This window comes from Streptomyces ureilyticus, from assembly GCF_011045025.1.
GTDB classification, from domain to species: Bacteria; Actinomycetota; Actinomycetes; order Streptomycetales; family Streptomycetaceae; genus Streptomyces; species Streptomyces ureilyticus.
In genome coordinates, this window is the sequence record NZ_JAAKZX010000138.1 from 1 (window position 1) to 25,523 (window position 25,523).

The 25,523-nt window shown below is 71.7% G+C and carries 21 protein-coding genes and 3 pseudogenes; 8 read left to right on the forward strand and 16 right to left on the reverse strand.

What is annotated here, in order from left to right; translation table 11 throughout:
• From G6048_RS51565 to G6048_RS32555, 3 genes are all read right to left on the reverse strand, one after another.
• The coding region (locus G6048_RS51565) for a zinc ribbon domain-containing protein (protein WP_165343188.1) at window positions 1–1,741 on the reverse strand (1,741 nt) is incomplete at its 3' end.
• Between the two features lie 157 nt (window positions 1,742–1,898).
• A complete protein-coding gene (locus tag G6048_RS32550) occupies window positions 1,899–3,590 on the reverse strand; it encodes a VWA domain-containing protein (protein ID WP_165343189.1) in 1,692 nt (563 codons plus the stop codon).
• A 26-nt stretch (window positions 3,591–3,616) separates the two neighbouring features.
• The gene (locus G6048_RS32555) at window positions 3,617–4,861 is read right to left on the reverse strand and encodes an AAA family ATPase (RefSeq protein ID WP_165343190.1); all 1,245 of its coding nucleotides are present in this window, start codon (window positions 4,859–4,861) and stop codon (window positions 3,617–3,619) included.
• Between the two features lie 175 nt (window positions 4,862–5,036).
• Between G6048_RS32555 and G6048_RS32560 the strand changes: the two genes are divergently transcribed.
• Together G6048_RS32560 and G6048_RS32565 are read left to right on the forward strand one after the other, a co-directional pair.
• A complete protein-coding gene (locus G6048_RS32560; protein ID WP_165343191.1) occupies window positions 5,037–5,579 on the forward strand; it encodes a hypothetical protein in 543 nt (180 codons plus the stop codon).
• Between the two features lie 68 nt (window positions 5,580–5,647).
• Window positions 5,648–6,406 (forward strand): DUF3105 domain-containing protein, encoded by a 759-nt coding sequence (locus G6048_RS32565; RefSeq protein WP_165343192.1) that lies wholly within the window; start codon window positions 5,648–5,650, stop codon window positions 6,404–6,406.
• A gap of 102 nt (window positions 6,407–6,508) precedes the next feature.
• Here G6048_RS32565 and G6048_RS32570 read toward each other — a convergent pair whose 3' ends face one another.
• Window positions 6,509–7,261, reverse strand: a complete 753-nt coding sequence (locus G6048_RS32570) for a DUF4232 domain-containing protein (RefSeq protein WP_235990596.1) — start codon at window positions 7,259–7,261, stop codon at window positions 6,509–6,511.
• Window positions 7,262–7,501: 240 nt separating this feature from the next.
• Window positions 7,502–7,795: pseudogene (locus G6048_RS52025) on the reverse strand (DsbA family protein); the annotation flags it as partial.
• Here G6048_RS52025 and G6048_RS32575 point away from each other — a divergent pair.
• On the forward strand, window positions 7,740–8,159 hold the full coding sequence (locus G6048_RS32575) for a winged helix-turn-helix transcriptional regulator (protein WP_165343194.1): 420 nt from the start codon (window positions 7,740–7,742) through the stop codon (window positions 8,157–8,159). The pseudogene G6048_RS52025 and the gene G6048_RS32575 overlap by 56 nt on opposite strands.
• A 39-nt stretch (window positions 8,160–8,198) precedes the next feature.
• Here the strand turns inward: G6048_RS32575 and G6048_RS32580 are convergent, their stop codons facing one another.
• On the reverse strand, window positions 8,199–8,771 hold the full coding sequence (locus G6048_RS32580; protein ID WP_165343195.1) for a TetR/AcrR family transcriptional regulator: 573 nt from the start codon (window positions 8,769–8,771) through the stop codon (window positions 8,199–8,201).
• 138 nt (window positions 8,772–8,909) lie between these two features.
• Between G6048_RS32580 and G6048_RS32585 the strand changes: the two genes are divergently transcribed.
• Window positions 8,910–9,647 (forward strand): SDR family oxidoreductase, encoded by a 738-nt coding sequence (locus tag G6048_RS32585; RefSeq protein ID WP_165343196.1) that lies wholly within the window; start codon window positions 8,910–8,912, stop codon window positions 9,645–9,647.
• Between the two features lie 213 nt (window positions 9,648–9,860).
• Window positions 9,861–10,085, forward strand: a pseudogene (locus tag G6048_RS32590) (PIN domain-containing protein); the annotation flags it as partial.
• A 63-nt stretch (window positions 10,086–10,148) separates the two neighbouring features.
• Here G6048_RS32590 and G6048_RS32595 read toward each other — a convergent pair.
• A complete protein-coding gene (locus G6048_RS32595; RefSeq protein WP_165343197.1) occupies window positions 10,149–10,592 on the reverse strand; it encodes a DUF6223 family protein in 444 nt (147 codons plus the stop codon).
• Window positions 10,593–10,880: 288 nt separating this feature from the next.
• On the opposite strand from G6048_RS32595, the gene G6048_RS32600 reads away from it, so the two are divergent.
• Window positions 10,881–12,020, forward strand: coding sequence for a sensor histidine kinase (locus G6048_RS32600; RefSeq protein WP_165343198.1), 1,140 nt, complete (start codon window positions 10,881–10,883; stop codon window positions 12,018–12,020).
• Window positions 12,017–12,679: a response regulator gene (locus G6048_RS32605; protein WP_165343199.1), complete on the forward strand. Its 663-nt coding sequence runs from the start codon at window positions 12,017–12,019 to the stop codon at window positions 12,677–12,679. Before G6048_RS32600 ends, G6048_RS32605 begins: the two co-directional genes overlap by 4 nt.
• Before the next feature lie 33 nt (window positions 12,680–12,712).
• Here the strand turns inward: G6048_RS32605 and G6048_RS32610 are convergent.
• The 3 genes and pseudogenes from G6048_RS32610 to G6048_RS32620 all read right to left on the reverse strand — a co-directional run.
• Window positions 12,713–13,558 (reverse strand): annotated as a pseudogene (locus G6048_RS32610) (IS200/IS605 family accessory protein TnpB-related protein); the annotation flags it as partial.
• Window positions 13,462–15,417, reverse strand: a complete 1,956-nt coding sequence (locus tag G6048_RS32615; protein WP_165343200.1) for an ABC transporter permease subunit — start codon at window positions 15,415–15,417, stop codon at window positions 13,462–13,464. The gene G6048_RS32615 and the pseudogene G6048_RS32610, both read right to left, overlap by 97 nt.
• A gap of 10 nt (window positions 15,418–15,427) precedes the next feature.
• Window positions 15,428–16,951, reverse strand: coding sequence for an ABC transporter substrate-binding protein (locus G6048_RS32620; RefSeq protein ID WP_165343201.1), 1,524 nt, complete (start codon window positions 16,949–16,951; stop codon window positions 15,428–15,430).
• 285 nt (window positions 16,952–17,236) lie between these two features.
• Between G6048_RS32620 and G6048_RS32625 the strand changes: the two genes are divergently transcribed.
• The gene (locus G6048_RS32625) at window positions 17,237–17,788 is read left to right on the forward strand and encodes a tellurite resistance TerB family protein (RefSeq protein ID WP_165343202.1); all 552 of its coding nucleotides are present in this window, start codon (window positions 17,237–17,239) and stop codon (window positions 17,786–17,788) included.
• A 71-nt stretch (window positions 17,789–17,859) separates the two neighbouring features.
• Here G6048_RS32625 and G6048_RS32630 read toward each other — a convergent pair whose 3' ends face one another.
• Genes G6048_RS32630 through G6048_RS32655 form a run of 6 tightly spaced genes read right to left on the reverse strand, consistent with a single transcriptional unit; the run spans window position 17,860 to window position 25,471 of the window.
• Complete coding sequence (locus G6048_RS32630; RefSeq protein WP_165343203.1) at window positions 17,860–18,657, reverse strand: maleylpyruvate isomerase family mycothiol-dependent enzyme; 798 nt, start codon at window positions 18,655–18,657, stop codon at window positions 17,860–17,862.
• Entirely contained in the window at window positions 18,654–20,336 is a 1,683-nt protein-coding gene (locus G6048_RS32635; RefSeq protein ID WP_165343204.1) for a (2,3-dihydroxybenzoyl)adenylate synthase, read from the reverse strand. The genes G6048_RS32630 and G6048_RS32635 overlap by 4 nt, the downstream gene beginning before the upstream one ends.
• Window positions 20,336–22,576 (reverse strand): acetate--CoA ligase family protein, encoded by a 2,241-nt coding sequence (locus tag G6048_RS32640; protein ID WP_328827625.1) that lies wholly within the window; start codon window positions 22,574–22,576, stop codon window positions 20,336–20,338. The genes G6048_RS32635 and G6048_RS32640 overlap by 1 nt, the downstream gene beginning before the upstream one ends.
• 38 nt (window positions 22,577–22,614) lie before the next feature.
• Window positions 22,615–24,216, reverse strand: a complete 1,602-nt coding sequence (locus tag G6048_RS32645) for an FAD-dependent monooxygenase (RefSeq protein WP_165343205.1) — start codon at window positions 24,214–24,216, stop codon at window positions 22,615–22,617.
• Between the two features lie 2 nt (window positions 24,217–24,218).
• Window positions 24,219–25,055, reverse strand: a complete 837-nt coding sequence (locus G6048_RS32650; protein ID WP_165343206.1) for a fumarylacetoacetate hydrolase family protein — start codon at window positions 25,053–25,055, stop codon at window positions 24,219–24,221.
• Complete coding sequence (locus tag G6048_RS32655) at window positions 25,052–25,471, reverse strand: cupin domain-containing protein (RefSeq protein WP_165343207.1); 420 nt, start codon at window positions 25,469–25,471, stop codon at window positions 25,052–25,054. Before G6048_RS32655 ends, G6048_RS32650 begins: the two co-directional genes overlap by 4 nt.
• Window positions 25,472–25,523 lie beyond the last annotated feature (52 nt).

The window sequence follows — 25,523 nt, forward strand, 5'->3', positions numbered from 1 at the left end:
TCCTCGGCCCGGGCGGCCGGGCGGGGAGGACCTGCGCGCGGCGGGCGCGGCGCAGGCGGCGGGTCGTCTTCTTCGGCCGGCGCACCGCGGTGACGGTGCCCTCCACGGTGGTGCGGATGGCCCGGGCACCGGTGGCGCGGTCGGTGGCGGTGTGGGATTGGGCGAGCAGGCCGCGGGAGACGATCCGGCGGGCGGCGGCATGGTCGCGGTCCAGCGACAGGTGGCAGTCGGGGCAGTGCGCCCAGGTCCAGCCGCGCACGTGGAGCCGGTCCGGCGCCGGGTGATGGCCCAGCGGACCCAGACATTGCGGGCAGCGGGCGGAGGTGCCCCGGGCGGGAACCGTGGCCACCGCGATGCCCGCCTTGGCGGCCAGGTGCCTCATCGCCTCGACGACACTGCCGCGGACCTGCCCGGACAGCCGGGCATTGCCGCGCCGTTTGCCGCGGGCCTCGAGGGTGGCCAGGTCTTCGAGGTAGATGACGGTGGCGCCGAGCGCGGCACTCTGGTCGACGGCCCAGCGGGCAGCCGCCCAGGCCAGCGCCTGATTCAGGCGGCGGATGCGGGCACACACCCGCTCATGCTCGACCTCCAGCACCGCGGCCTTGTCCAGGAGGGCGGCCCAGGCCAGGTGCGGGGCGCCGAGCCCGTCCGCCAACTGCTGGTAGTGGTCGCGTCGGGTGGCGAGGTGTTCGCGGTGGCCGCGCAGCCGGTGCAGCTTCGCGCTGATCGCGGTGGCGTCGAAGAGCAGCGGACGGCCGTCGGTGACCACCCGCGCCGTGATACCCCGGCCGGTCAGGCGGCCCACCGTGCCGGTCAGCAGCGTGTTCACACCCCAGTCGAAACCGAGTGCCACGGTGTGCCCGGCGGCCGGGATGGGAGCCACCGGCGTCGAGTGCGGCAGGTCCACCGCGATCCGCCCGCTGCGGGTGGGGCGCAGAGTCGGGGTGTGCAGCACCGCCTCCGGTGCGATGGTGCCCGGCAGCCGCAGGTCGATCACATGCCAGGCCCAGTCCCGGCCCGAGCCGGGAGCAGCACGCAGCGGGAGCTTCACCCGCAGCCGGGCCGTCGCCGCGTCCACCCGCTCAAGGGTGACCTGCTGGCGGTCCATCGCGGCCAGCAGCACCTGCCCGGCGATCTGGGGCGGCTCCTCCAGCTCACACAACCCGGCGGGCAGCTTCCCGTGCTCGGCCACATAGGCGCGGACCTGCCGGGTGCGGTTGCGGATCTCCGCATGGCCGACCCCGCTCGGCAGCAGCGCCCGCAACGCCGTCCACTCCGCCTGGGTGCGCCGGTGGGGATCGGCGGGCCAGGTCGCCAGCACCGCCGCCACCACAGTGCGCCGATGCAGCGCCAACCGCAGGGTGCGCGCCGCGTACTCCTCCGCACCCCGCCGCACCCGGTCCGACACGTACACCCCCGCGGCCGGGATGGCATCCTTCGCCCAGCCCAGGCGGCGCAGGGCCATCCAGCCCTTGGACGGCAACGGCTCACCCTGCCCGTCGACCCCGGCGGCCAGCACCTCCAGCGAAGCCTCGTCCCACCGGGACGCCACCAGGGCCCGGGTCAGTTCCTGGCTCAACTCGGCGAGAAAACCCACCCGCTCGTACAGCACCGCTTGGCCGACCCGCTCACCGCTGCCCTCCAGTACGCCACCGAAGGCGGTACACGGCGCCGTCGCGATCAACCGGCCCACACCCACCACCCCCTGCCACGCCACCTCGAACAGCCCCGGACCGGGCACATCCCCGCACCCGATCGGCCTAACGACCGACCCCCGCACAAAGACACGGCAGCCGGCCGGCACCGCCCGAATCGCACAGGAAAACGCAGCAAAACCAGCAACAGTTGAAGACCCTCCCCCGCATCCCGACTGTCGAGGTGCGAGGGAGGCGGCCGGGTCAGATCACGCGGAAGAGGTCGGCGACGGCGTGGACGTCGGTGAGGTCCTCGATGGAGCGGAGGTTGTCGCACAGGGCGTCCAGGACCGAGTCGGCTTCGGCGACGCGTGGGGCGCCGATGGCCACGCCGAAGACGCGGAAGCCCAGCCGGTGCTTGGCGTCGTTCCAGCCGCGCATCCATTCCTCGGTGACGCCGCAGTCGTCGTCGGTGAGCATCACGATGTCGCCGCGCATGCGGGCGGCGTCGTCGAACTCCTCCTCCAGCAGTTCACCGGCCGCCGACAGCGGCCGCTGGTAGCTGGTGCCGCCGCCGAGGAAGGTTTCCGCGAAGTCGAGTACGCGGACCACGTCGGCGGGCTCGTCGGCCGGGAAGCGGAAGACCTGGAGCTTGTCGGCGGCGGAGAACAGGATGCCGACGAAGTCGCGCCCCGCGTCCCGGGCCTGGTCCAGCAGCGCCAGGGCGCACGCCTTGGCCCACGCTTCCCGGGTGACTCCGCCGGGCCCCGCCTCGTACATGGAGTGCGAGGTGTCGACGCACGCGATGACGGCGCCCTGGCCGGTGGTCTGCTCTCCCTGGCTGTCGTAGAGCATCAGCTCGCCGGCGGCGTAGCGCGCGGCGAACACCGCACGCAGCGCGGGCAGGCCGAGGCCCGCAAGCTCGGAGGGGATCACGCGGGAGAGGTCGTTGCCGAGCGTGACGCCGACCAGCTCGCCGGTGGCGTTCTCCACCTTGCGGGCGCGTTCGCCGCCGGCCATCTGCCGGAAGCGGCCGATCAGTTCGGCCCACTCCGCGAGACGGCTGGTGCGCAGCCGCTCGGCGAGCCGGGCCCGCTGCTCGTACGGCATCCGCTCCAGCTGGCCGGGGCCGACGCCCCATGCACGCATCAGCGCGGCTTCCTCCCGTACGGCGTCGGCGGCCTTCGCCGCAGCGGTCCGCGCGGTGGTACGGATGCCGGGGGCCGCCGCCGTGAGGGCCTGCGCGGCGGTCTGGAGGGCCTGCCCGGCGGCGGCCTCCGCGGACTCGGCCGCCTCGATTGCTTCCTGTACGGCGTCGGCGGCGGGGGCCGGCGCCATGCCGTCCTCGTCGGCCTGTTGAAGCGCCTCGCTTACGGCGGTCGCCGCGTCGTCGGCGCTCTGCTGGGCCTTCCTCGCCTGCTCGGCCTGTTCCTGGGCATGTCGGGAGTGCTCCAGCATCCGGCGCAGGGCGGAGGCTTGGGCGAGTACGGCCATGGCGGCGGCGTAGGGGTCGCCGGCCGTCTCCCGGTGCAGTTCGGCGAACTCCGATGAGTCCAGCAGTGAGGTGATGGCCTGATGGTTGACCAGCCGGGAGGGGTCCATCTCCGCGCGCTCGCGCAACCGCGGGCTGACCTTGTAGGCGGCCAGGAACGCGTCGGCCAGGAGGTCGGTGGTGTAGCCGGTGAGGTAGTCGGTGGCGTGGCTGATGATGTAGTCGGTGGCGTGGCTGATGATGTAGTCGGTGGTGTGGCTGGTGGTGTGGCCGTAGCGCTCGTTCAACTCCTCGGCCAGATCGCGTAGTCCGGCCGACTGCTCGTACGTGTCGCGCCATGCGATCCGGTCGAAACGGTCCGCGACCACGGCCGTGGTGTGCCGCTCGGGAGCGGCGGTGGACAGGCCCAGCCACTTCCCGGCCCGGCTCGCCAACTCGTCGAACCTGCTCGGCGTCTCGCCCATGGTCCCGTCAGTCCCCTCCTCGATGCTCAGAGCTGGGCCTGCACCGTGCTCGCGTCCACGCCCAGGGCCTCGGTGAGAACGCGGGCGCGTACGGCGCGCTGGCGGCCGGTGACCCGGTCGATGGCGGCGGTGGAGCGGCCGGCGCCCGCCGCCTCCTCGCGCAGTTTCTCCAGCCGTTTGCCCGCCATGGCGAGCTGGTTGTGCGCCTTCTTGATGACCCACTCGCTCAGCGCCTCGCGGGACTGCCCGGCCATGGCGTCGAGTTGGGCTTCCAGCTCCTCGATGGTGTCGGCCAGGTCGAGCGCCTCCTTGGCGTCGGGGTTCACGAGGTGCAGCACCTCACGCTCGACGGTCGGGCGCTCGGCGGGGGAGTTCCACAGCACGTGCGTCAGCACCGACAGGTCGGTCTCGGCGACCGCCGGACGGCCGTCGAGGTACGCGGACGCCTGGAGCAGGCCCACCGCCTGGCGCCAGCGGCGGTCGGAGGCGACGAGTTCCTTGCGGCGCAGGGCGGCCCGCAGCGTGCATACGGCATCCACGATCGCGTCGGGTACGTCGACGGCCGGGACGGCTTCGGTCACGGCGTGCTGCAACGCGGCCAGTTCGATGGTGGTCCGTGTCGGTGGCGCCGGACGGCTTACGGCTGAGCGGACCAGCGCGGCGAAGTTCGAGGGATCCTCCAGGTATCCGACCTCGATCCGCACCAGCAGCCGGTCGTAGATCGCGGCCGCGTCCTCTTCTGCGGGCAGTTCGTTGCTCGCGGTGATGGCCCCGATCAGGGGGCAGCGGATCGGCTCGCCGCCGTTCTCGGGGTGGTAGATCCGCTCGTTGAGGTAGCCCAGCGTCTCGTTCAGCGCCGCTGTGGAGCACTTGAAGATCTCGTCGATGAACGCGACGTGCGCGGTCGTGGCACGGCCTTCGTAGACCTGGCGGTACTCACCCCGGGCCAGCGCGGCGACGTCGATGGGGCCGAACATCCTCGTCGGCGCGGTGAACTTCGACAGGAGGATCTCCCAGTACGACGCTCCCTCGACCCGGCCCGTGAGCTCCCGGGCCATCTCGGACTTCGCCGTTCCGGGCGGGCCGAGCACTAAGGAGTGCTGTCCGGCCAGCAACGTCACCACCAGCGTCCGCACCACGTCGGCCCGCTCGTAGAAACGGTCCGACAGCTCGTCGCTGATCGCCCGCAGCCTCTTGGCCGTGTCCTGCGCGTCTTGCGTCTCCTGCACGTCCTGCGCGTCCCGCGTCTCCTGCGCGTCCGGTGCGCCCATCTTCAACTCCCTGACTACGAGGCCTTGTTGGGCGCGACACGGCCCTTCCCTCCGAAGGTACGACGAAGGGACATCATCCTCCGGTTGCCTGGAGGCGGCGCGGCGGCGCCTGACGGACGGCACAGCGGTGGCCGCGCGGGTCTTCCCGGCCGGCAGAGCCCTCTAAACTCATTGAGTGCTCAAGTTCGCGGCTCGTGGCGTCCATGGGAACCCGCGCCCGGACAGCGCGACCAGTCGTGACCGGTCCGTCACCGACCGTCCGGCGACAGTGAGTCGGCAGCGGGCGTCGGCGTCCGTGTTCCTGGGCCTGTTGGCGGCCTTGCTCACGGTGCTGGGCATGGTCGGCTACGACACCCACCACCAGGCGGTGCACCCCGTCGCCGCCATCTCGTCCGCGCAGGATCCGCGGCAAGCGTTGGACGCCCAGGCCCTGGTGGACGAAACCCAGGCTCCGTTGGACGACGCGCAGGCCCTGTTGGACGCGTCGGACTCGCTGGGCCCCGACGCGCGCGAGCACCTCTGTCCCGTACCGGACCATGACCAGTGCGAGGGCCGAGCGGCGGCGGACACGCCGACCACGGGGCCTGGATCCCACCCGCTGCCTCAGGCGACCCCCGCACGCGTGGAGCCCCGGCCCGTCGCCGCCCCGGCGCCGCTCGCGGGCCGCCCCGCGGCTTGTCCCCCCGACCTCCACATGCTTCAGGTGCTGCGGACCTAGATCCGGATGCCTCACCGACCCCGATCACCGGCATCCGTCGATCTCCCCTGCACGAGAGGCACTTCGTCATGGCATCCGCCAGCAACCCCAAGAACAAGAACAAGAACACGGGCAAGGCTGAGAAAAAGACCGCGCCCAAGACTTCAGCCAATACCGCGCCCAAGACTTCGGCCAAGCCCCCGGCCAAGACCGCCAACAAGAGCTCGGGCAAGGACCGGACCGCCGCCCGCCGCGCCCGAATAGAGGAGCAGCGCCAGGCCGAACGCGCTCGAGAGCGCCGCAGCCGGATCATCACCCTCGTCGCGGCCACCGCGATCCTGGCCGGTCTGGTGGGCGGCGGCGCGTATCTGATCAACACCGCGAACGACAAGGAACAGGCCCAGGCCGCCCCGGTCAGAGGCGAGAAGAGCTGGTCGAAACTGGGCCAGGACCACGTCGACACCGAAGTCGACTACCCGATGACTCCCCCCGCGGGCGGCGACCACGCCGCCGCCTGGCAGAACTGCGACTCCGACGTCTACACGCAGCCGATCCGCGACGAGAACGCCGTGCACGCCCTGGAGCACGGCGCCGTCTGGGTCACGTACAACGACAAGGCCGCCGAGGCCGACGTGAAGGCCCTGACGGAGAGGGTGTCCAAGACGCCGTACAGCCTGATGAGCCCGTACGAGAGCCAGTCGTCGCCCATCACGCTGACGGCCTGGGGACACCAGCTGAAGATCGAGAAGGCGTCCGACCCTCGCGTGAACGAGTTCTTCGACAAGTACGTCCAGGGCCCTCAGACACCTGAGCCCGGCGCCGCCTGCACCGGAGGAATCGCGGCGTAGACCCCGCCGGGTCGGGCAGCCCGTCACCCGGCTGTACCCGACGGTGGCCCCGAGCCTCCCCCTCCGCAGGCTCGGGGCCGCCGCGTACGGCGTACTGGCGCGTTACCAGGTCAGGGCGTCGGCCATGGTCGACTGCCAGTACGAGACTCGGAGCGAGTCGTCGATGTGCACGCCCTTCGCAGGGAGTGACGGTTGGGCAGCGCCGCTCGCGTCCACGTCGAAGTAGACCGCGAGGGACTTGGCCTTGTAGCCGCCCGAGCCGCTGCCGTCCGCGGCCGAGAGAAGGACGCTCGCATAGCCCGACTCACCGGGAGCCAGCGTGACCACCGCCTGCGGCTTGGAGGCCTCGATGGCCGGCGGGACGGACTGGGCTTCGTCGAAACGGACGGCCGGGTAGCCGACCAGGTCACAGTTCCCCGAACCGGTGTTGGTGACGGTGAGGAGAAGGTGGTTCAGGGGGCGGGAGACCTCCGTGGCGGTCGTACGGGTGGACTCGACGGAGCATCGGGAGGAGGCGGACGCCGAGTCGTCGTTGGAGCCATTCGAGCCCTTGGAGCCCGAGGTGCCGCCCGTGGAATCCGACGACCCCTTGGAACCCGTCGTGCCGCTCGAACCGGCCGCGCCACCTGTCGAGCCCCCGGAGCCCGAGCCCGCCGAGTCGGTCTGACCCGCCCCGGTGGAGGTCCCCTCGTTCGCCTTCGACGAAGGCGCGGTGGAGGCCGTGGACGCGGATCCCGCCGGTGCCGTCCCTTCGTTGTTGCCGTCCTCGCCGTTGTTGCACGCCGTCATCGTCAACGTGGCGGCCGTGAGCGCGGCGGCGACGAGCATGCGGGTGCGGTTGGCGCGTGTGGACATGTGGATCCCCCTGTGATGTACGGGTGTTGGCATGGGCCGCTCGACCGGGTGCCGGGAGCGGCGTGCTTGGATGACCCAAGCTTGTGAGGTGATCCGTCCCGGCCGCCACGACTGCCGGCGCATCCGGGACGCTGGAACGCTTGCGATAGCTCTGACCTGGGGGAATGACCTCCCCCTGGCGCCGTACTTGGCCAGCACAAATGCGCGGACGCTGAGCGTGCGGTCCTCGGGCAGGCCACTGCCCAGAGGGAACGAGCGGTGGATCACTTCTACGTGGCCGCTGTGCTCGAATCGCTCCACGGCCCGGTCCAACCGATGGCCGCCCAGACCGCACCAGGGGCAGGCGATCTCAGACCAGATCTCTACCTTCATGGCCTGACCTTCGATTCCTACTCTTTGTTCGTAACGCCATGATGGGCCAGTATGGAAGGCGATACAAAAGGCACATCGGTGTGCGCGACGGAGAGGAACGGGCGCCATGCAGGACAGCGCGGGTAACGGGATGGCGGCTACGGTCGGGCCGTGCGCGAGCATCCCCGCCGATCACATGGCCTTCATCCGCCAGGTGCTCGACCGGGTGGGCGACAAGTGGAGCATGTTGATCATCGCCGTCCTGGAGGGCGGCCCGATGCGCTACACCGACTTGCAGCGCCAGATCCCGGGCATCTCCCAGCGCATGCTGACCCACACCCTTCGCCAGCTCACAGAGGACGGCTTCATCAGCCGTACCGCCTACGCCGAGGTGCCACCGCGCGTGGAGTACGCGCTCACCCCGCTCGGCGGCGGCCTGAAGGACATCGTCAAGCAGCTGATCGGTTGGACGGCCGACCACCACGACGAGGTCCGCGCCAACCGTTCCCGCGCCGGCATCACCGCCTCCTCCGCGTCCCGGCCCTGAGCTGCGGCGGCCACCGGTACTCGGGGGTGCCGGCCGTCTTCACGCGCGGGTCTTGAGGCCGTCCAGGATGAGGTCGAGCAGGCGTTCTGCCTGCTGTCGGTGTTCCGCGCCCGCCGACGTGAGGGCGATGCCCTCCAGTGCGGCGCTGATGTCGGTGGGGGGGATGTCGGTTCGGATCTTCCCGGCTGCCGTGCATGCGTCCATGAGGGCGGTGACGGCAGTCTGGATCATCTCCCTGCTGTGGCCGTAGGGGTTGCCTCCCGTTGCGGCGATGGCGCGCAAGGCGTCGATCATGCCGTACTTCGTGGTGACGTAGTCCAGGAAGAGACGCGTCCACGAGCGCAGGGCCTCGTCGGGCGACTCCTGCGCCAGCAGGGAAGAGACGGAATCGCACAGCTGGGCCACCTCGTTGCGGTAGACCGCCTCGACCAGAGCTTCCCGGGTGGGGAAGTTGCGGTACAGAGTCGCACTGCCCACGCCCGCTTCCTTGGCGATTCGGTCCATCTGCGCGTTCAGGCCCTCCGTGGTGAACACGCGTGCAGCAGCGGTGAGGATCTTGTCCCTGTTGCGCTGTGCGTCGGCGCGCAACGGGCGGTGCGCTTCGTCGACCATCCTTTTCGGCTTCCTTCCCGGGTGCCCCGACTTGCTAAGTGGGGAGTTCCCCGATTACCTTCGAACAAGTGGGGATGACCCCGGTTTCACTGTAGGTCACGCGATGACCTGCGCATGCCTCTCGGAAGGAACTTGATCATGTCGACCATCCAGGGCAAGGTCATCGCGATCACAGGTGCCAGCAGCGGCATCGGTGAGGCGACCGCGAACTTCCTTGCCGAAAAGGGAGCCCGGCTCGTGCTCGGGGCCCGGCGAGAGGACCGACTGAGCGCTGTGGTGGACGGCATCACGGCCAAGGGCGGAACCGCCACCGGCATCATCGTCGACGTCACACGCCGCGGAGACCTCCACCGCCTTACCGATAGCGCCATCGAGCAGTACGGCCGCCTCGACGTTCTCATCTCCAACGCGGGCACCATGGCTGTCTCCCCCTTCGACGAACTGCGCCAGGACGACTGGGACGCCATGGTCTCCACGCACATCACCGGCCTGCTCAACGGCATCGGAGCGGCCCTCCCCGTCTTCCGCCGACAGCGCTCCGGCCACTTCGTCAATGTCAGCTCCACCGCGGCCTACGTCGTCAAATCTCCCCTAGCCGTCTACGCGGCCACCAAGACGGCGGTGAACGTGATCTCCGAGGGCCTGCGCCAGGAATCGGGTCCTGACCTGAGCGTGACTGTCGTATCACCCGGCTTCACCCACACCGAGGGTGTCGGCAAGGGAGCCACCCCCGAGGCCGCTTCCGCAATGACTCAGATGCGCGACGAGATCGCAATGCCGCCCTCCGCCATCGCCTCCGCCATCGGCTACGCGATCGAGCAGCCCGCCGGCGTCGACGTCAACGAAATCGTCGTCCGGCCCACCGTGCAAGCCTGACAACACCACTGAACGCCAGGATCGCCTTGTCGGAAAGCAATCCATTGACGACAGGGCGCGTGAGCATCCAATGAACCCGGGCATTCCGGGGCGCCTGGGCGGCGCCGATCCAATCGGATCCGATGGTGAGTGATGACAGGGCTTGACGACAGGAAGGGTCCGTTCCTCCGCATGGAAGGGGCCCCGATGGCGAACCTGGTCTACAAGCGGATCGGCTGGGTACCGGTCGACGACCGGGCCTACGACCGCGCCTGGCAGGTCCAGGAAACCCTCATTCAGCGCGGACAACACCGCAGGGCCGGAGCCGTCGACCTCGTCGTGGCCGCCACGGCCGAGCTGCAGGGTCTGACCCTCCTGCACCGTGACCGCGACTTCGAATGCATCGCCGCCGTCACCGGCCAAGCGCTCCAGTGGTACGGACCGGCAGTCGGCAAGTGAGCCAGGAGCGAGCGCCCGCGCCTCCAAAGAAACGCACACCGCAACACGGGCGCTGAACCGTCATCATGGCCGGTCGGCCGTCACGGCGGCAGCGGAGCCGGTTCGGCGGAAGCGGGCCAGAGTCACCCCGCCGAGGGCCACCGCGATCAGCCCCACCACCAGGGCGACGATGGCCCCGCCCAGCCCGTTGCCGGTACCGATACCACCGTCAGAGGTGGCCGCGATCAGCCCACCAAGGGCCATGGCGGTCAAGCCCGCCGCCAGGGGCACGATGGTTCCGAGCCGTCCGGAGCCCGCGCCGAAACGTCCGGTGGGGCGGGCCAGGGCCAGCCCGCCGGTGATCACGCCGATCAGCCCAAGCACGCCGGCCAGGCTGGCCCCGAGTCGCCCGGCGCTCATGTCGGCGGCCCCGGCAGCGGTCGGCTGGACCGAGGCGTGCGCGGCTGCCGGTGCGGCGAGCAGAACGACCCCGAGCAGGGCCGTTCCGAGCAGAGCGGTTCCGGTCATGGCGAGCACACGTCGAACTGACCACCTCACGGCTCCTGTTGAGCTCATGTGCCTCTCCCCTTTCGTGTCTTTCATGCGTCTCGACTCCGAGATCTGAATGTCTCCCTGAGCATGTCGCCGGGCGCACCCGCCGGTCGTCCCGCAGGCGCGGACACTTCGCGCTGCCGCCGGTGCCGCAGCCGGCTACCGCGGACGCGGCAAGCGCCGCACAGGTACCGCCTACGCGGTAGCCGACCGCTCCTCCGCCAGCGGGACTCGCCCGCGGCAGCATCCGGCTAGGGTGCGCGCATGGGGACAAAACAGCCCAGTGCCAGACCCGCTGTCAGCCCCGCTGTCAGGGACTGGGCCATCGCCGTCGGCGTAGCGACGACGTTGCTGGTCACCGGGCTGTCCGGGCAGCACTCCGCCGCAGACCTCGACCTGCTCGGCTACACGCTGCTGGTGGCCGGCGGCCTGGCGCTGGCCGCGCGCCGCCGGGCCCCGGTTCCCGTGCTGGCCGTCACCGGGCTGTGCGCGGTGGGCTACCAGTCGACCGGCTTCGACGTGCCCGCCGTCGCTTACCTGTTCGCCGTGTACGCCGCCGTACGAGCCGGACACCGCACCCTCACGATCGCGGCGTCCATCGCCATGCTGGCCGCCCTCCCCCTCGCCGCCCTGGCCTCAGGCCCGCACGACACGGGCGAGGCCTTCGCGCAGGCCCGAGGCGCCCTCGAGATCGCCTGGCTGATCGCGGCCGGCGCCGCGGGTGAAGCGCTGCGGCAGGCCGAGCGGCGGGCGGAGGAAGCCGAGCGCACCCGCGAGGAGACCGCGCGACGCCGCGCCGACGAGGAGCGGCTGCACATCGCGCGGGAACTGCACGATTCGCTCACCCACCAGATCTCGGTCATCAAGGTGCAGGCCGAGGTCGCTGTCCATCTGGCCCGTCGGCGTGGCGAGGAGGTGCCGGAGACCCTGCTGGCGATCCAGCAGGCCGGACGGGAGGCGACCCGGGAACTGCGCGCGACCCTGGAGGCGCTGCGCGACGACGACACGGCCCCGCCGCGTGGGCTCGACCACGTCCCGGAACTGGTGGAACGTGCCCGCAGCATCGGCCTGGACGCGACGCTGACGATCGAAGGGCGACGGCAGGACGTACCGGCCGCGGTGGACCGTACCGCCTACCGGATCGTTCAGGAGTCGCTCACCAACATCGCCCGTCACGCGGGCGCCGCCACGGCGTCGGTGCGGATCGACCACCGTCCGGACGCCCTGGCTATACGAGTCGAGGACGACGGCAAGGCCACACCGGACACCGTCCTGGTGCCCGGCATCGGCCTGCTCGGGATGCGCGAACGCATCACCGCACTCGGCGGCCGGCTGCGCGCCGAGCCGCGCGGCGAGGGCGGCTTCACCGTCCAGGCCGAACTTCCCGTGGAGCAGACGTCGTGATCCGTGTCCTGCTGGTCGACGACCAGCCCCTCATTCGCAGCGGATTCCGCGCGCTCCTCGACCTCGAGGAGGACATCGAGGTGGTGGCCGAGGCCGGCGACGGAAAGGAGGGCCTGGCCCTCACGAAGGAACACGTGCCCGACGTCGCGCTCATCGACATCCGGATGCCGCACGTCGACGGCATCGAGGCGACCCGGCGCATCGCCGCCGACCCGGACCTGGCAGGCGTGCACGTCGTCATCCTGACCAACTACGGCTTCGACGAGTACGTCCTCGACGCGCTGCGCGCAGGCGCCGCCGGGTTCCTCGTCAAGGACATCGTGCCGGAGGACCTTCTGCACGCCGTACGCGTCGCCGCGCGCGGTGACGCCCTGCTCGCACCGTCGATCACCCGCAAGCTGATCAACCGGTACGTCGCCCAGCCGCTCCACACCGATCTTGGTACGGAGCTGGACGAGCTCACCAACCGCGAACGCGAAGCCGTCGCCCTGGTCGCCCAGGGCCTGTCCAACGACCAGATCGCCGACCGCATGGTGATCAGCCCGATGACCGCCAAGACCCACATCAACCGGGCCATGGCCAAACTCCACGCCCGCGACCGCGCCCAACTCGTGGTCCTCGCCTACGAATCCGGCCTGGTGGCCCCGCGCAATCGCTGACACCCTGAGTTACATGCAGTCCCATCACCGTGTCTAAAGACTGAGCGGGAGTGAGTCCTGTTGCCAGGGCTCATGCTCAGCCGGGTGCCCCGAACGGTGTTGGGCACTCCCCCAGCTACCGCTGGGAGGTACCCCCAGGTCGCCCGCTTTCGCTCCACCGCCGGGCGGCGCGCATCCGGTGCGCGGTCCGGGCAGGTGGGGGCGGGGTTCCTCACGCCGTCGGGTCTCCGGTCGGGCCTGGACGGTCCGATGCCCACCACGATCACTCTGGTCGGGGTGGGGCGGTGCCGTCCTCCCCCAGCTACCGCTGGGAGGTGCCCCCAGCCTGATCGGATGTCCGAGGGCGCGTCGCCCGACCGCGATGCTCGCCGCATCGTGCCGGGACATCTCACGTCGTGGGCTGGTCAGCGGTTTCTGCCAGTGCTGGGCACCCCATCGACTGGTGTACGCCGGATCCACCGCCACGATCGCTACGTCCTGCTCGGCGGCCATCGACACCAGCCGAGCCTTGAGGCGGGCAGTCGGGAAGCGGGCAAGCAGGCGGCGGAAGCGTTTGTTGCGGCCATGCTTCTCCCGGCTCCTCTCCGCCGCGAAGTCGAGGTCCTCAAGGGCGATCGCGGCGGCCCCGCAGCGGCGGGTGTAGTGCAGCAGCCCGGTCAGCGCATGCCGGATCTGGGCGTCCCGGTGCTCCGTGCTGCCCAAAAGGTCGTAGTAGAAGCGCTGCGGCTCGCCGACCGGGTTGCCGTGCACGTCGAGTTGCCAGGCAGCCAGGTGGTCGTCGTTCATGTCCACCCCGACCACCCCCGCGGCCAAGGCCGTCTGAAGCGGCAGGACGGGGGTGGCGGCGCGCTGCCAGGAGGCGGTGACATACCAGCGGCCACCACTTTTTCGAGACGTACGTCCTCTTCGTGGCGCACGTCGCGCCCGCCGGATCGACCGGTTCGGCCGGTTCGGCGTCGGGACCTGCCCCGTCCCGACGCCGAACCGGACACCCCGACGGAACCGGACGACACGGCGACAGCGAGAACTGACAGCAGGACGAGTGCGCAGGCCGGGCCGAGTACCGTCCAGGGCGCCAGTTCCACGTACGGCTGGTTCTCCGACAGCAGGCGGCCCCACTCCGGGGTGGGCGGCTGCTCGCCCAGGCCGAGGAAGCCGAGGGACGCGAGCACGAGGACCGTAGTGGGCAGTCGCAGCAGGGCGTTGCGGAGGACGGACGGGAGTACGGCGGGCAGGTAGTGGTGGCGCAGCAGGTACCGCGGTCCGGCTCCGAAGGAGAGGGACGCGAGCAGGTGGCCGCTCGCCCGTTCCTGTTCGAGCAGGGCCGCGGTCTGGGCGGCGTACGGACTCCACGCGACCACGCACACCGCGCCCGCGGCGCCCCACACCGACGGCCCGGTGACCGCGGTGGTCAGCAGTCCGGCGAGTACGGCCGGCAGGGTCGACACCACTTCGGTCAGGCCCGCGCCCACCTGTGTCGCCATGCCGAGCAGCAGTCCGAGGACGACGCTGACCGCAGTGACCGCGAGGGCCACGCCCGCCGTACGCAGCGCCCCGTGACCCAGCCGGGCCAGCAGATCGCGGCCGAGCGAGTCCGTGCCCAAGGGATGCACGGCTGACGGCGGCAGCAGGCGGGCCGCCGTGTCCACCTGGAGGGGGTCGCGCAGGAGGCCGGCTACGACCAGGGTGAGCAGGGCGAGGGCACAGAACCCGGCGACCCAGCGTGTGGAGCGTCGCCGTGCGAGGGCAGGCGGGTACAGGGCGGGCAGGGCGCCGTCCCGCAGGGCGGGGCCGAGGAGTACGCGGCGCAGGGCCTGGATGAGGAGACCCGCGGCGGCGCCGAGCAGGACGAGGACCAGCGTCGCGGTCTGCAGCGGCGGCAAGTCCTGGGCGATGGCGGCGTCCAGGGCGAGTCGGCCGAGCCCCGGGATGTTGAAGATCTTCTCCACCGCGACCGCGCCGCCGACCAGGGCGACGACGGTCGGCAGGAGTTGCGGGAGTACACCGGCCAGCGTGCGGCGCAGCGCGTGCCGGGCGATATGGCGGGGCGAGAATCCGTACGCGTGCCAGGTCCGCGCCCACGGCTCCTGGAAGGCGGCGGGCAGCGACTGGTCGAGCAGGCCGCCGATCACCGCGCCGGACGGTACGCCGAGGGCGAGCGCGGGCAGCACCATCGACATCGGTCCCGCCCAGCCGCTCGACGGGAACCAGCCCAGCCACACCCCGCACACGGTCGCGAGCAGCGAGGCGAGCAAGAACTTGGGCAGCGCGGCGAGGACGGCGGCGCCGGTGCCCGCCCGCTTCTGCCGCAGCCGTCGCCGGGAGCCGAGGTGCAGGGTGCGGGCGCAGACCAGCGCGGCCACCGCGACCGTGACCACGAGGGCGCCGAGCATCAGCGTCAGGGAGACCGCGAAGGCGGTGGTCACCTCCGGCAGGACCGGTTCGCCGGACACCCACGAGGTGCCCGCGTCGCCGCGCGGCAGTCCGCCCAGCCACTGCGCGAGATGCGCGAACGGCCCTTCGTCCAGGTCCAGTTGCTCTCGTACGGCGGCCAGTTGGGCGGGGCTCGGATCCGCGTCGGCGGAGCGGGCGCGCAGGACCGTGAGGGCGGGATCGGTACCGGACAGCCAGGGCAGCAGGGCGACGGCCGTCAGCAGCGCGGTCCCGGCGACGACGCGGCCGGCCCCCGCGCGCCACCGGGGCGGGCGGGAGTCGGGACCGGCGGACTTGGCGCTCATCCGGCGCTGCTTACTTCACATGGGTGTCGACGTCGACCAACGACCGCTCGCGCGGGTCGAGCAGCACGCCCTCGACGTCGGTGGCGATGCCCTGGACGACCTTCTCGTACACCAGCGGTACGACCGCGTCGGTGCGCAGGATCTCCGCCTCGGCCCGCATGATCTGCTGCTGCCGCCGCTCCGTGTCGCCCTCCTCGGCGGCGGACTTGATGGCCTGGTCGACCTTCGGGTCCTTCAGTCCGGCGATGTTGTAGACGCCGTCGCTGGTGTAGTCGCTGGCGAGGTACGCGACCGCGTCGCCGGTGTCGAGGAGCGTCACCCGGGAGAAGACGAGCGCGTCGTACTTGCCCGCGAGGAGGTCGGCCTCCATCTGCGTGTACTCGCGTACGTCCTGCTTGACCGTGAACCCGGCCTTCTCCAGCTGCTGTTGGAGGACGGTGGCGGCCTCGGGGAGTTCGGCGCGGTTGGTGTAGGTGGCCAGGCGCAGGGTCTTGCCCTTGGTCTTCGTCTTGACGTCGGCGGCGGTCGTGGCCGTGGCGCGTCCGCTCACGGCCACCCGGTTGTCGTCCGCCCAGGAGACGGCGGGCCCGAACAGGCCCTGCGCCGGGTCGGCGTACCCGCCGAAGACCGAGTCGACGAGGGCGCCGCCGTCCACGGCCTCGCGAGCGGCGGCGCGCAGCGAGGCGTCGGTGAAGAGGCCGCTGCCGGTGTTGAGGACCAGGCTGTCGGTCCGTACGGAGGGCACTTCGTGACGGGTGTCCTTGTCCAGCAACTTCGCCTGGGCGGTGGGGATCCACTCGGCGATGTCGACGTCGCCGCCGCGCAGGGCGCTCGCTCGGGCGGTGCCGTCGGCGATCCAGGTCACGTCGACGCCGGGCGCCTTGGCCTTGCCGCCCCAGTAGCCGTCGAAGCGGTCGAGCGTGGCCTTGGTCTTCCCGGTGAGCTTCGTGATCTCGAAGGGCCCGGTGCCGGTGCCGACCGGGCTGACGGTGCCGTTCTTCGCGTACGCCTTCGGGGCGAGGATGCCCAGCGCGGGGCTGGCGAGCCGCAGCGGGAGCACCGGGTCGGCGGCCTTGGTGGTGAGCGTGACGGTGTCGGCGTCGTCGGCCTTGGCGGTGAGCGTCACATCGCTGAGGACGCGGGGCTTGGGCGCGGCTTGGCCCGCGTGGTCAAGGGCGCTGACGACGGACTCCGCGGTGACGTCCGAGCCATCCTGGAACGTGGCCTTGCGCAGCTCGAAGCTCCAAGTCGTGGGGTTCACCTGCTTCCAGGACTTCGCCAGGGCGGGCGCGGCGGCTCCGTCCTTGTTCAGCGCGGTGAGGCCTTCGGCCACGGAGAGCTTGCTCAGCACGGTGGCGTCATTGCTGTACGGGGAGAGGGCCTGCACGGGCGGCACCGCGAGGGCGATCTTCAGCCGGCCGCCCGATCCCCCCGCGCCATCGGTGGCCGAACCGCCCTCGTCCGACACGAAACAGCCGGTCAGCAGCGGGCCGAGGGCGAGCGCCGCGAGGAGGCCGCGGGTGGTGGTGCGCATGGTGGGTCCTGTCGTACGTCGTGCGAGAGGGCTGGTCGGGGCGGGTCACGCCCCGGCGCATTGCATACGGCGTACGGCGACGGGGCCACGCAAGCATATGAGGCAAGCCTTACCAAAGCCCGACCGGGTGGGTGAATTCTTAACCATTGAGATCGTTACGCCTCTGCTGTCCGAGTCACGTCATGGAACTTCGCCGGGCGGGGAGGAGTTGGCGATAAGGACGTGCGGAACGCACGCGGACGACCGTAGCGACAAACGACATGGGCTTAGGCCGAGGTGGCACGGATGGCTATGTGGGACAAGATCAAGGACCAGGCCAAGGGTCTGCAGCAGGCGCAGGGGGCGCGGGGCGGCTCCGGTGGACACAGGCCGAGCGGCTCAAGGTCCTCCGGGGGTTCGAAGGCTCAGATGGTGAGCATGCTCAAGTCCCAGCTCACCTCCCTCAAGACGGAGTTGAAGAGCGGCTCCTACCGGGACGCCAGCATGGCGATGTGCGCCCTGGTCGCCGCCGCCGACGGAAACGTCGACCCGGCCGAGCGGCAGCACGTGGAGGGGCTGATCGTCCAGAACGACGTACTGCAGAACTTCCCGCCGGAGCAGCTCCGGCAGCGCTTCAACAAGCATGTCGACCAGCTGGCGTTCAACTTCCAGCAGGGCAAGACCGAGGTCCTCCAGGAAATCGCCAAGGCCGCGAAGAAGCCGACGGAGGCCAGGGCGGTCGTACAGACCGGCTTCGTCGTCGCGGGCGCGGACGGCTACATCGCGCCTGCCGAGGAGCAGGTCCTGCGTGAGGCGTGCTCGGTACTCGGGCTGTCGGCCCAGGAGTTCGGCCTCTGACGAGGCCTTACGAGCGGCCTCTGACGGCACCTTACGAGCGCGGCCTCTGACGGCGCCTTACGGGCGGACGGTCACAGCCAGCGTGGCAGGGTCACCGGCTCGGCCCGTTGCGCCCGGCCCGTTGTCCAGGCCAGCAGTTCCGTGGCCGGGGCCTCGACGATGGTCGGGGCCTCGGCCTTTGCCACGGTCGGGGCCCCGGCCTGTGCCACGGTCGGGGCCTCGGCCTTTGCCACGACCGGGGCCACAGCCGTGGCTTCGGCCGTCGTCGGGCCGAACCGCCAAGTGCGGTCCCGGTCGGTCGGGTTGAGGTGGACCGGTGGGCAGCCGGGGCGGGTGGACAGAGCGGCGGTGACGTCGTCGAGGAGGGCGTCGGTCAGCGGGGCCGGGAGGTCCGTGAAGGTCACTCCCGCCGCGAGATCGATGGCGTGCAGCCACACCTCCCGTACTCGCATCCAGGGGATCTCGGCGGCGGGGATGGTGCGGCCCAGGGCACTGCGCACCTCGGTCCCCCAGGCCGTGGGGTCCAGGGCGGCCAGGGCGTCGTCCAGTTCCGCGGCCGTCGACTTCAGCTGCTCCCGCAGGACGTCCGGCGGGAGGGTGGCCGAGGCGTCGATTTCGGCGGTGCGCTGCTCGCGGCTGCCGTACATCGGGGTGGGGACGCCCGTACGTGCCCAGGTGGCCAGGCGGACGAGGGCCTCGGCGTTGCGGGCGACGTGACCGATGACGTGTGCGCGGGTCCAGTCGGGGAGGGTGCTGGGGGCGCGCAGGTCGGGGTCGCCGAGGCGGTCGGTCGCGCCCAGCAGCAGGGCTGTGCCGTCACGCATCCACGGCAGGGTCACGGTGAGATCGTGGCGAACCGTACTGGTCATGGCGTACTGCTCCCGGAGGACTCGAGGCGGGCCGCGATGTCCGCGCGCAGTGCCTTCTTGTCGATCTTGCCGACCTTGGTGGCGGCCAACTCCTCTACGCACACGACGCGTTCGGGCAGTTTGAAGCGGGCGACACCGGCTTCCTCCATGGCGGCGCGGAGCGCGTCCAGGGTCGGGGCGGGGCGACCGGGTGCGGGTACCACGTAGAGGCAGACCCGCTCGCCCAGAACTGGGTCGGGCATGGCCACGGCCGCCACCTGGCTGACGCCGTCGGTCAGCTCGTAGACGAGGTTCTCGACTTCCTCCGCGGAGACCTTCTCCCCTCCCCGGTTGATCATGTCCTTGTCGCGGCCCTCGACGACGAGATTGCCCTCGGGCGTACGGCGGCAGATGTCGCCGCTGCGGTACCAGCCGTCCTCCGTGAACGCCCGCTTGTTGTGCTCGGGGGCGCGGTAGTAGCCGCGCGGGGTGTAGGGGCCGCGGGTGAGCAGGGAGCCGGGCTCGCCGTCGGGTACGTCCCGGTCGAGTTCGTCGACCAGCCGTACCTCGTCGTCGGGGCACATGGGGCGGCCCTGGGTGGTGCAGATGACGTCCTCGGAGTCGTCGAGGCGGGTGTAGTTGAGCAGGCCCTCGGCCATGCCGAACACCTGCTGGAGTGTCGTACCGAGTACGGGGTGGATACGGCGGGCCAGTTCGTCGGCGAGCCGGGAGCCGCCGACCTGGAGCACGCGCAGGCTCGCCATCCGCTGTGCACCGTGCTGCTCGGCGTGTTCCAGCCAGCGTCCGGCGACCGCCGGCACGACGGCGGTGTGAGTGACCCGCTCCGCGGCGGCGGTGGCGAAGACGCGGGCCGGTTCCGGGCTGGGCAGCATCACCACTCGGCCGCCGGCCAGCAGGGTGCCCAGGATTCCGGGGCAGGCCAGCGGGAAGTTGTGCCCGGCGGGCAGGCTCACCAGATAGACCGTGTCGGCGTCGACGGCGCTGACCTCGGCGCTGGCGCGGGCGTTGTAGGCGTAGTCGTCGTGGGTGCGGGCGATCAGTTTGGGCAGGCCTGTGGTGCCGCCGGAGAGCAGGAACACGGCGACGTCGCGACTGCCGGGGGTTTCCGCGTCCAGCCGGGCGCGGTCGGCGGCGGGGTCCGCGCTCGGCGCGCACAGGGCGCGCAGGTCCACGCTGCCGGGGCCGACCTCGTCCCCCGCGACCAGTACGTGCCAGGGGCCCGGGGCCTCCTTGCCGAGCTCATGGGCGAGCGCCTGGTGGTCGAAGTCGCGCAGCCGGTCGGGTACGGCGATGGCGGCGGCCTCGGAGTGCGCGGCCAGGTAGGCCAGTTCGAGGCGGCGGTGCGCGGGGAGCGCCATCACCGGCACGATTCCTGCGCGTAGGCAGGCCCAGGTCAGGACGGTGAACTCCCAGCCGTTGGCGAGCTGGACCACGATCCGGTCGCCGGGGGTGAGTCCGCGGTCGAGCAGCCGTGTCGCCAACGCGTCGGCGCGGGCGGCGAGTTCGGCGTAGGTCAGGCGGAGCTCGCCGTCGACGAGTGCGGTCGCGTCAGGCCTGCGGTCGGCGCTCTCGCGGAGCAGGTCGCCCAGCGGGCGGCCGGCCCAGTACCCGGCCGCCGTATAGCGGTCGGCGTCGGGCTTCGGCCAGGGGACGGTGCCCTCGCTGATGGGTGCGGCCATCAGTCACCACCTTCTTCTTGTGCCATTCCGGCAGGTCCGGCAGCGATACACACAGCATCCAGCGCCACGAGGCCGTGGGCGGTGATCCGTAGTGGGTTGATTTCGACCTCAGCGAGTGCGGGGTGGGCGGCGAGCAGGTCACCGAGGGCCGCCGTCACCTCGCCGAGGGCGGCGCGGTTCAGTACGGGGCCGCCGCGCCAGCCGTCGAGGAGGGCGTATCCGGCCAGGTCGGCGGGCATGGTCGCGGCTTCCGTCGCGGTGAGCGGGGCGAGCCGGATGCTCACGTCCGCCATGGCCTCGGCGGTGGTGCCGCCGAGGCCGACCAGAACGACCGGTCCGAACACGGGGTCCCTCCGGGCGCCGACCACGAGATCCACCCCGGGCGGGGCCATCGACTCGACGAGTACCTGCGGCGCATCGGGGGGTGCCGCCTCGGCGACGCGTCTGGCCGCCTCCTCGATCGCGTCGAGGGCCGCGTCCAGCTCGGCCGGGGTGCGTATGCCGAGGTGGACTCCGCCGATCTCCGTCTTGTGCAGTACGGCCGCGTCCAGCAGCTTGACCGCTACCGGGCCGGGCAGTTCGGACAGCGCTCGGTGGGCGGCGGCGCGGTCGGGGCAGGCTCGGCGGGGCATGGTCGGTATGCCCAGTCGGTCCAGGAGTGTCTTGGCCTGGTCCTCGTTCCAGGGGCCCGGGCCTGGCTCCATGGCTACCGCCGCCCGAGGCGTACCCGCCCCGGTCGGCCCGGCGCTCGTGCGGTGCCGGGCGCGGGCGTCCGCCAGCAGCGCGCCGGTCATGGCGGCGAGCCCGTGCGGGTCGCCGGCCACCGGCACGCCTCGCTCCAGCAGGGCGCGGCGGACGCGTCGTACGTCGTCGCCCGTGCCGCCGACTCCGAGCAGCAGCGGCACGTTGTGTCCGGCCGCGTCCACGGCCTCGACCAGGTCGAAGGCGGCCGGTTCGTGGAGCGCGTACCCGGCGATCAGGTCCACGGCCGGGTCGGCGGCCACCGTGTTCAGTACGGCGCCGAAACCGGGGCCGGGCCGGCCGGTGTCGACCGGATTCGCCTGGTACGTCAGCGGCGGCAGCACCTCGGCCAGCGCGCGCCGGGTGTCCGCGGTCAGCTCGGGCACGGCGGCACGGCGCCCGCGCAGCTCGTCAAGGAGCAGCAGGCCGGGGCCGGCCTGAGCCGTTACCACGCCCACCCCCGGGTCGGCGGCTGCGGGAAGTCGTACGAGCGACAACGCGCCCACCGCGTCGACCAGTTCACGTTCGTCGTCCACCAGCGCGGCACCGGCCTGGGCGAGGGCCGCGCGGGTGGTGCGCCAGGAGGTGGCGAGGGCGCCGGTGTGAGAGGCGGCGAAGGCGCCGACGTCGTGGCGGCCGACGACGAGCGCGACGACCGGGCGGGTGGCGGCGAGCCGCGCGACCGCGCCGGTCAGCCGGCGCCCGTCGGCGACGGACTCGATGTGCAGGGCCACGGCGCCGGTGTGCGGGTCGCCGGCCAGGTGCTCCAGTACGTCGGCGGCCGTGACGTCCACGCAGTTGCCGAGCCCCACCGCGAGCGTGAGGCCGTGCCCGGCCTCGCTCAGCAGGAACGCCAGCGCGTGGTTGACGCCGCCGCTCGCCGCCACGACGGCGACCCGGCCGGACGGCACGTCGGCGGCACCGGGTACGAAGCTGGCGGTGAGGCCCCGGCCGGGCGCGAGGAACCCGGAGGTGTTCGGCCCGAGCAGCCGGATCCCGGTGCGCTCGGCCACATCGGCGAGTTCGCGCTGGTACCGCTCCCCGTCCGCTCCGGCCTCGGCGAACCCGCCGCCATAGACAACGGCGGCCCGAGCCCCGGCCTTGGCGGCCTCGGCGACGGCGTCCGCGCACACCCTGGCCGGAAGGCAGACCAGGGCAAGGTCGATCGGGCCGTACTCGGCGGCCTCCTCGACCGACGCGTACACCCCGGAGCCCGGCTCCGGATCACGCGCGTTGACGAGCGCCACGTACCCCGGAAACCCGGCAACCGAACGGGCCAGTGCGGCCCCCAGCTTCGCCGGGTCCCGGGAGGCACCGATGACGGCGATGCCGCGGGGGGCGAAGAGCGCGCCGAGTCCGCCAAGCCCGTCGGCGGACTCCGAGAGCGCATCGCCGCCCAGAGGCAGGCTTCTGCCCGGCCGCGCTACCGGGTCGGGCCCCGGCAGCGGGACCCGGGGCGGAACGCCCGCAGTCGTGGACGGACCGACAGAAGCCTCCACCGTCGCCGCCTCCGGCGCTCCACCTCTCCCTGCCCCGTTCACCGGGTCACCTCCCAAGCCGCCACGGTGTCGGCGGCGGCGCCGACCAGATCGGTCCGCCCGGACAGTACGGCCGTGACGGCGCGGTCGCGGTCCAGCGTGTCGTCGACCAACAGGGCGGGCAGGTCGTGGTGCAAGCGGGCCCGCTCCGTGAGCAGGGCGCGGGAGTGGGCCGTACCGCCGTCCACCGCGACCAGGACGGGACCCGCGGCCGCCAGGGAAGCCAGTCGTGCGTACGCGGCGGCCAGGCCCGTTTCGTCGTCCGGGGCCGTGACCCGGGCGCCCCAGGGCCCCGGCCCGTCCGGCGCCGACACACGCAGCGGCAGCGGATCCCCGGTGCCGCCCACCGCGGTGGTGGCGTCGGGCTCGACCAGCATGACGCGGCTGGGGAGTTGCCACGTATCGAGGTCGAACGGGGTGTCCAGGGGGTCCGAACCGCCGTGTCGCGCCTGCCACTTGTCGTGACTGGTACGGACGAAGTCCGGCGCCCGTCGCGCCAGTCGGCCGTCCGTGATGCTGCGGGACAGGAAGTGGTACGCGAACTGCCAGGGCTCGAAGGCGTCGTGGTACTCGCCGAAGTGTTCCCACCAGCCGAGGCTGGGGCGGGCCGCGTTCTGGATGGCCTCCACGGAGGGGCGGGCGGCGGCCTCGTACGCGGCGAGCGCGGCGGGGAGGTCGTCGCCGTGCTTGGCGAGGGCGGCGGAGAGTGCGATCGCGTCCTCCATGGCCATCTTCGTGCCGGAGCCGACGGAGAAGTGCGCGGTGTGTGCGGCGTCGCCGAGCAGGACGACGGCGCGTGGCTCGGTGACGTACCAGTGGCGGGTGCGCCGGGTGCGGAAGTTGCCCCAGCGGGAGTTGTTGACCAGGAGCCGGCGTCCGTCGATCTGCTCGGCGAACAGCTCCTCCAGGTATGCCTTCGTCGCCAGGTCGCTCGGTCCGGGCGGCTGCGTCACGTCGAACGCGTCAAGCCCCGCCGCCCGCCACGTCGCCTCGTCGGTCTCCACGATGAACGTGCTCACGTCCGCGCTGATCGGGTAGCCGTGCACCGCGAACACGCCGTGGGGACCGCGTTCGTGGACGAAGGTGAGACCGTCGAACATGTAGTCCGTGCCGAACCAGATGAATTTCGCCGTCGCCGTCTCGACGGAGGGCTCAAAACGCTCCTCGATCGCCGCACGGATCCGCGACGAGGTGCCGTCGGCCGCGACCACGAGGTCGTAACCCTCCAGCTCGGACAGCGACCCCTCCGTCTCGAACCGCAGGTCCGCGCCCAGGTCACGAGCCCGCTCCTGGAGCAGCCCCAGCAACGTACGGCGGGCGATCGCGGCCATGCCGTTGCCGCCGCAGCGGATCCGCTCGCCCTTCAGCCGTACCTCGATGTCCTCCCAGTGCCGACCGTGCGCGTCCAGCGCCTCACGGAGCACGGGGTCCGCCTCGTGGATACCGGCGAGCGTCCGGTCGGAGAACACCACGCCGAAGCCGAACGCGTCGTCGGCCCGGTTGCGTTCGAAGACCGTCACCTCGGAGGACGGGTCGGCCTGCCGGATCAGGGCGGCGAAGAACAGCCCGCCCGGTCCCCCGCCGACGACAGCGATGCGCATGGTCAGCCCCTCACCAGGGTGTTACGGCACTCGCCGACGCCCTCGACGCGGGTCACCAGCTCGCTGCCCTCGGTCAGATAGCGCGGGGGCTTACGGGCGTGACCGACACCGCCGGGCGTGCCGGTGGCGATCAGGTCGCCGGGGACGAGGGTGACGATCTGCGAGATGTACGCGACCAGGGCCGCCGGGTCGAAGACCAGGTCGCCGGTGTCGGCCTTCTGCATCAGTTCCCCGTCGACCGCGCAGGTCAACTCCCGTGCCAGTGGCTGCCGTTCATCCGTATCCGCCTCATCCGGGACGACCAGCCACGGCCCCACCGGCGTACTCGCCTCGAAGGTCTTGCCCTGAAGCCATTGCGGAGAGCGGTACTGGAAGTCGCGCGCGGTCACGTCGTTGACCACCGTGTATCCGGCGATCGCGGCGCGGGCCTCGTCGGGCGTGGCATGCCGGACTTCGGCGCCGATGTACACGCCGAGTTCGGCCTCCCAGTCCACCGCGTCGGATCCCGCGGGCAGCACCACCGGGTCGTACGCGCCGACCTGGGCGCGGGCGAACTTGGCGAACAGCGTGGGGTGTTCGGGCAGTTCGCGGCCCATCTCCAGGATGTGGTTGCGGTAGTTGAGCCCGACGCACACGATCTTCTCGGGGGACGGGACCGGCGGCGCGTAGTCCACGGCGGTCAGTGCGTGGCGCGGCCCGTCGGCGCTCGCGGCCTCGGCCCGCCAGCCGGGGCGGCGCAGCAGCGCGCCCAGGTCGGGGTGGCCGAGTTCCACGGCGGAGTCGTCGTCGATACGGACGGCCCGGGTGCCCTCGGTCGTACGGATGGTCGCGAGCCTCATGCGGAAGGCTCCTCTCGGTGCGTGCGGGCCAGACCGATCGCCTCGTAAACGGGATCGTCGGAGAAACGGAAGGCGTCCAGGCCGCTGTCGGTGGACAAGGTCAGCGGAGCCCAGGACGGGACGGCGAACAGGTCGCCCTTGGAAACGTCGTAACGCTCGCTGCCGACCTCGACCGTGCCGGTGCCGTCGAACACCTGCCACACCGCGGAGCCGACCACGCGGGTCGTCGCGGTACGGGCGCCGGGGCGCAGCCGGTGCGTCTCGGTGCGGATCGTGGACAGCGCGTCCCGCGCGGTGGCCGGGTCGGTGAACCGTACGACCGCGTGGCCGGGCTCCACCACGCCTGGGTAGCCCTCGTCCTCCAGCTCCAGCTGGGCGGTGAGCGCGGCGTCGGTGTGCTCCCAGCGGTAGGCCATGAGCCGTCAGCAGTGGACGCTCCGGGCAAGCGGCGCTTCGTACGTGCTGGAG

Bases quoted from the DNA above. Each gene is read 5' to 3' on its own strand.
- G6048_RS32565 (WP_165343192.1), top strand. From the start codon at position 5,648: ATGGCATCCGCCAGCAACCCCAAGAACAAGAACAAGAACACGGGCAAG.
- G6048_RS32655 (WP_165343207.1), bottom strand. From the start codon at position 25,471: ATGGCCTACCGCTGGGAGCACACCGACGCCGCGCTCACCGCCCAGCTG.
- G6048_RS32635 (WP_165343204.1), bottom strand. From the start codon at position 20,336: ATGGCCGCACCCATCAGCGAGGGCACCGTCCCCTGGCCGAAGCCCGAC.
- G6048_RS32615 (WP_165343200.1), bottom strand. From the start codon at position 15,417: ATGAGCGCCAAGTCCGCCGGTCCCGACTCCCGCCCGCCCCGGTGGCGC.
- G6048_RS32620 (WP_165343201.1), bottom strand. From the start codon at position 16,951: ATGCGCACCACCACCCGCGGCCTCCTCGCGGCGCTCGCCCTCGGCCCG.
- G6048_RS32550 (WP_165343189.1), bottom strand. From the start codon at position 3,590: ATGGGCGAGACGCCGAGCAGGTTCGACGAGTTGGCGAGCCGGGCCGGG.
- G6048_RS32650 (WP_165343206.1), bottom strand. From the start codon at position 25,055: ATGAGGCTCGCGACCATCCGTACGACCGAGGGCACCCGGGCCGTCCGT.
- G6048_RS32625 (WP_165343202.1), top strand. From the start codon at position 17,237: ATGGCTATGTGGGACAAGATCAAGGACCAGGCCAAGGGTCTGCAGCAG.
- G6048_RS32600 (WP_165343198.1), top strand. From the start codon at position 10,881: ATGGGGACAAAACAGCCCAGTGCCAGACCCGCTGTCAGCCCCGCTGTC.
- G6048_RS32630 (WP_165343203.1), bottom strand. From the start codon at position 18,657: ATGACCAGTACGGTTCGCCACGATCTCACCGTGACCCTGCCGTGGATG.
- G6048_RS32645 (WP_165343205.1), bottom strand. From the start codon at position 24,216: ATGCGCATCGCTGTCGTCGGCGGGGGACCGGGCGGGCTGTTCTTCGCC.
- G6048_RS32570 (WP_235990596.1), bottom strand. From the start codon at position 7,261: ATGTCCACACGCGCCAACCGCACCCGCATGCTCGTCGCCGCCGCGCTC.
- G6048_RS32555 (WP_165343190.1), bottom strand. From the start codon at position 4,861: ATGGGCGCACCGGACGCGCAGGAGACGCGGGACGCGCAGGACGTGCAG.
- G6048_RS32575 (WP_165343194.1), top strand. From the start codon at position 7,740: ATGCAGGACAGCGCGGGTAACGGGATGGCGGCTACGGTCGGGCCGTGC.
- G6048_RS32595 (WP_165343197.1), bottom strand. From the start codon at position 10,592: ATGACCGGAACCGCTCTGCTCGGAACGGCCCTGCTCGGGGTCGTTCTG.
- G6048_RS32585 (WP_165343196.1), top strand. From the start codon at position 8,910: ATGTCGACCATCCAGGGCAAGGTCATCGCGATCACAGGTGCCAGCAGC.
- G6048_RS32580 (WP_165343195.1), bottom strand. From the start codon at position 8,771: ATGGTCGACGAAGCGCACCGCCCGTTGCGCGCCGACGCACAGCGCAAC.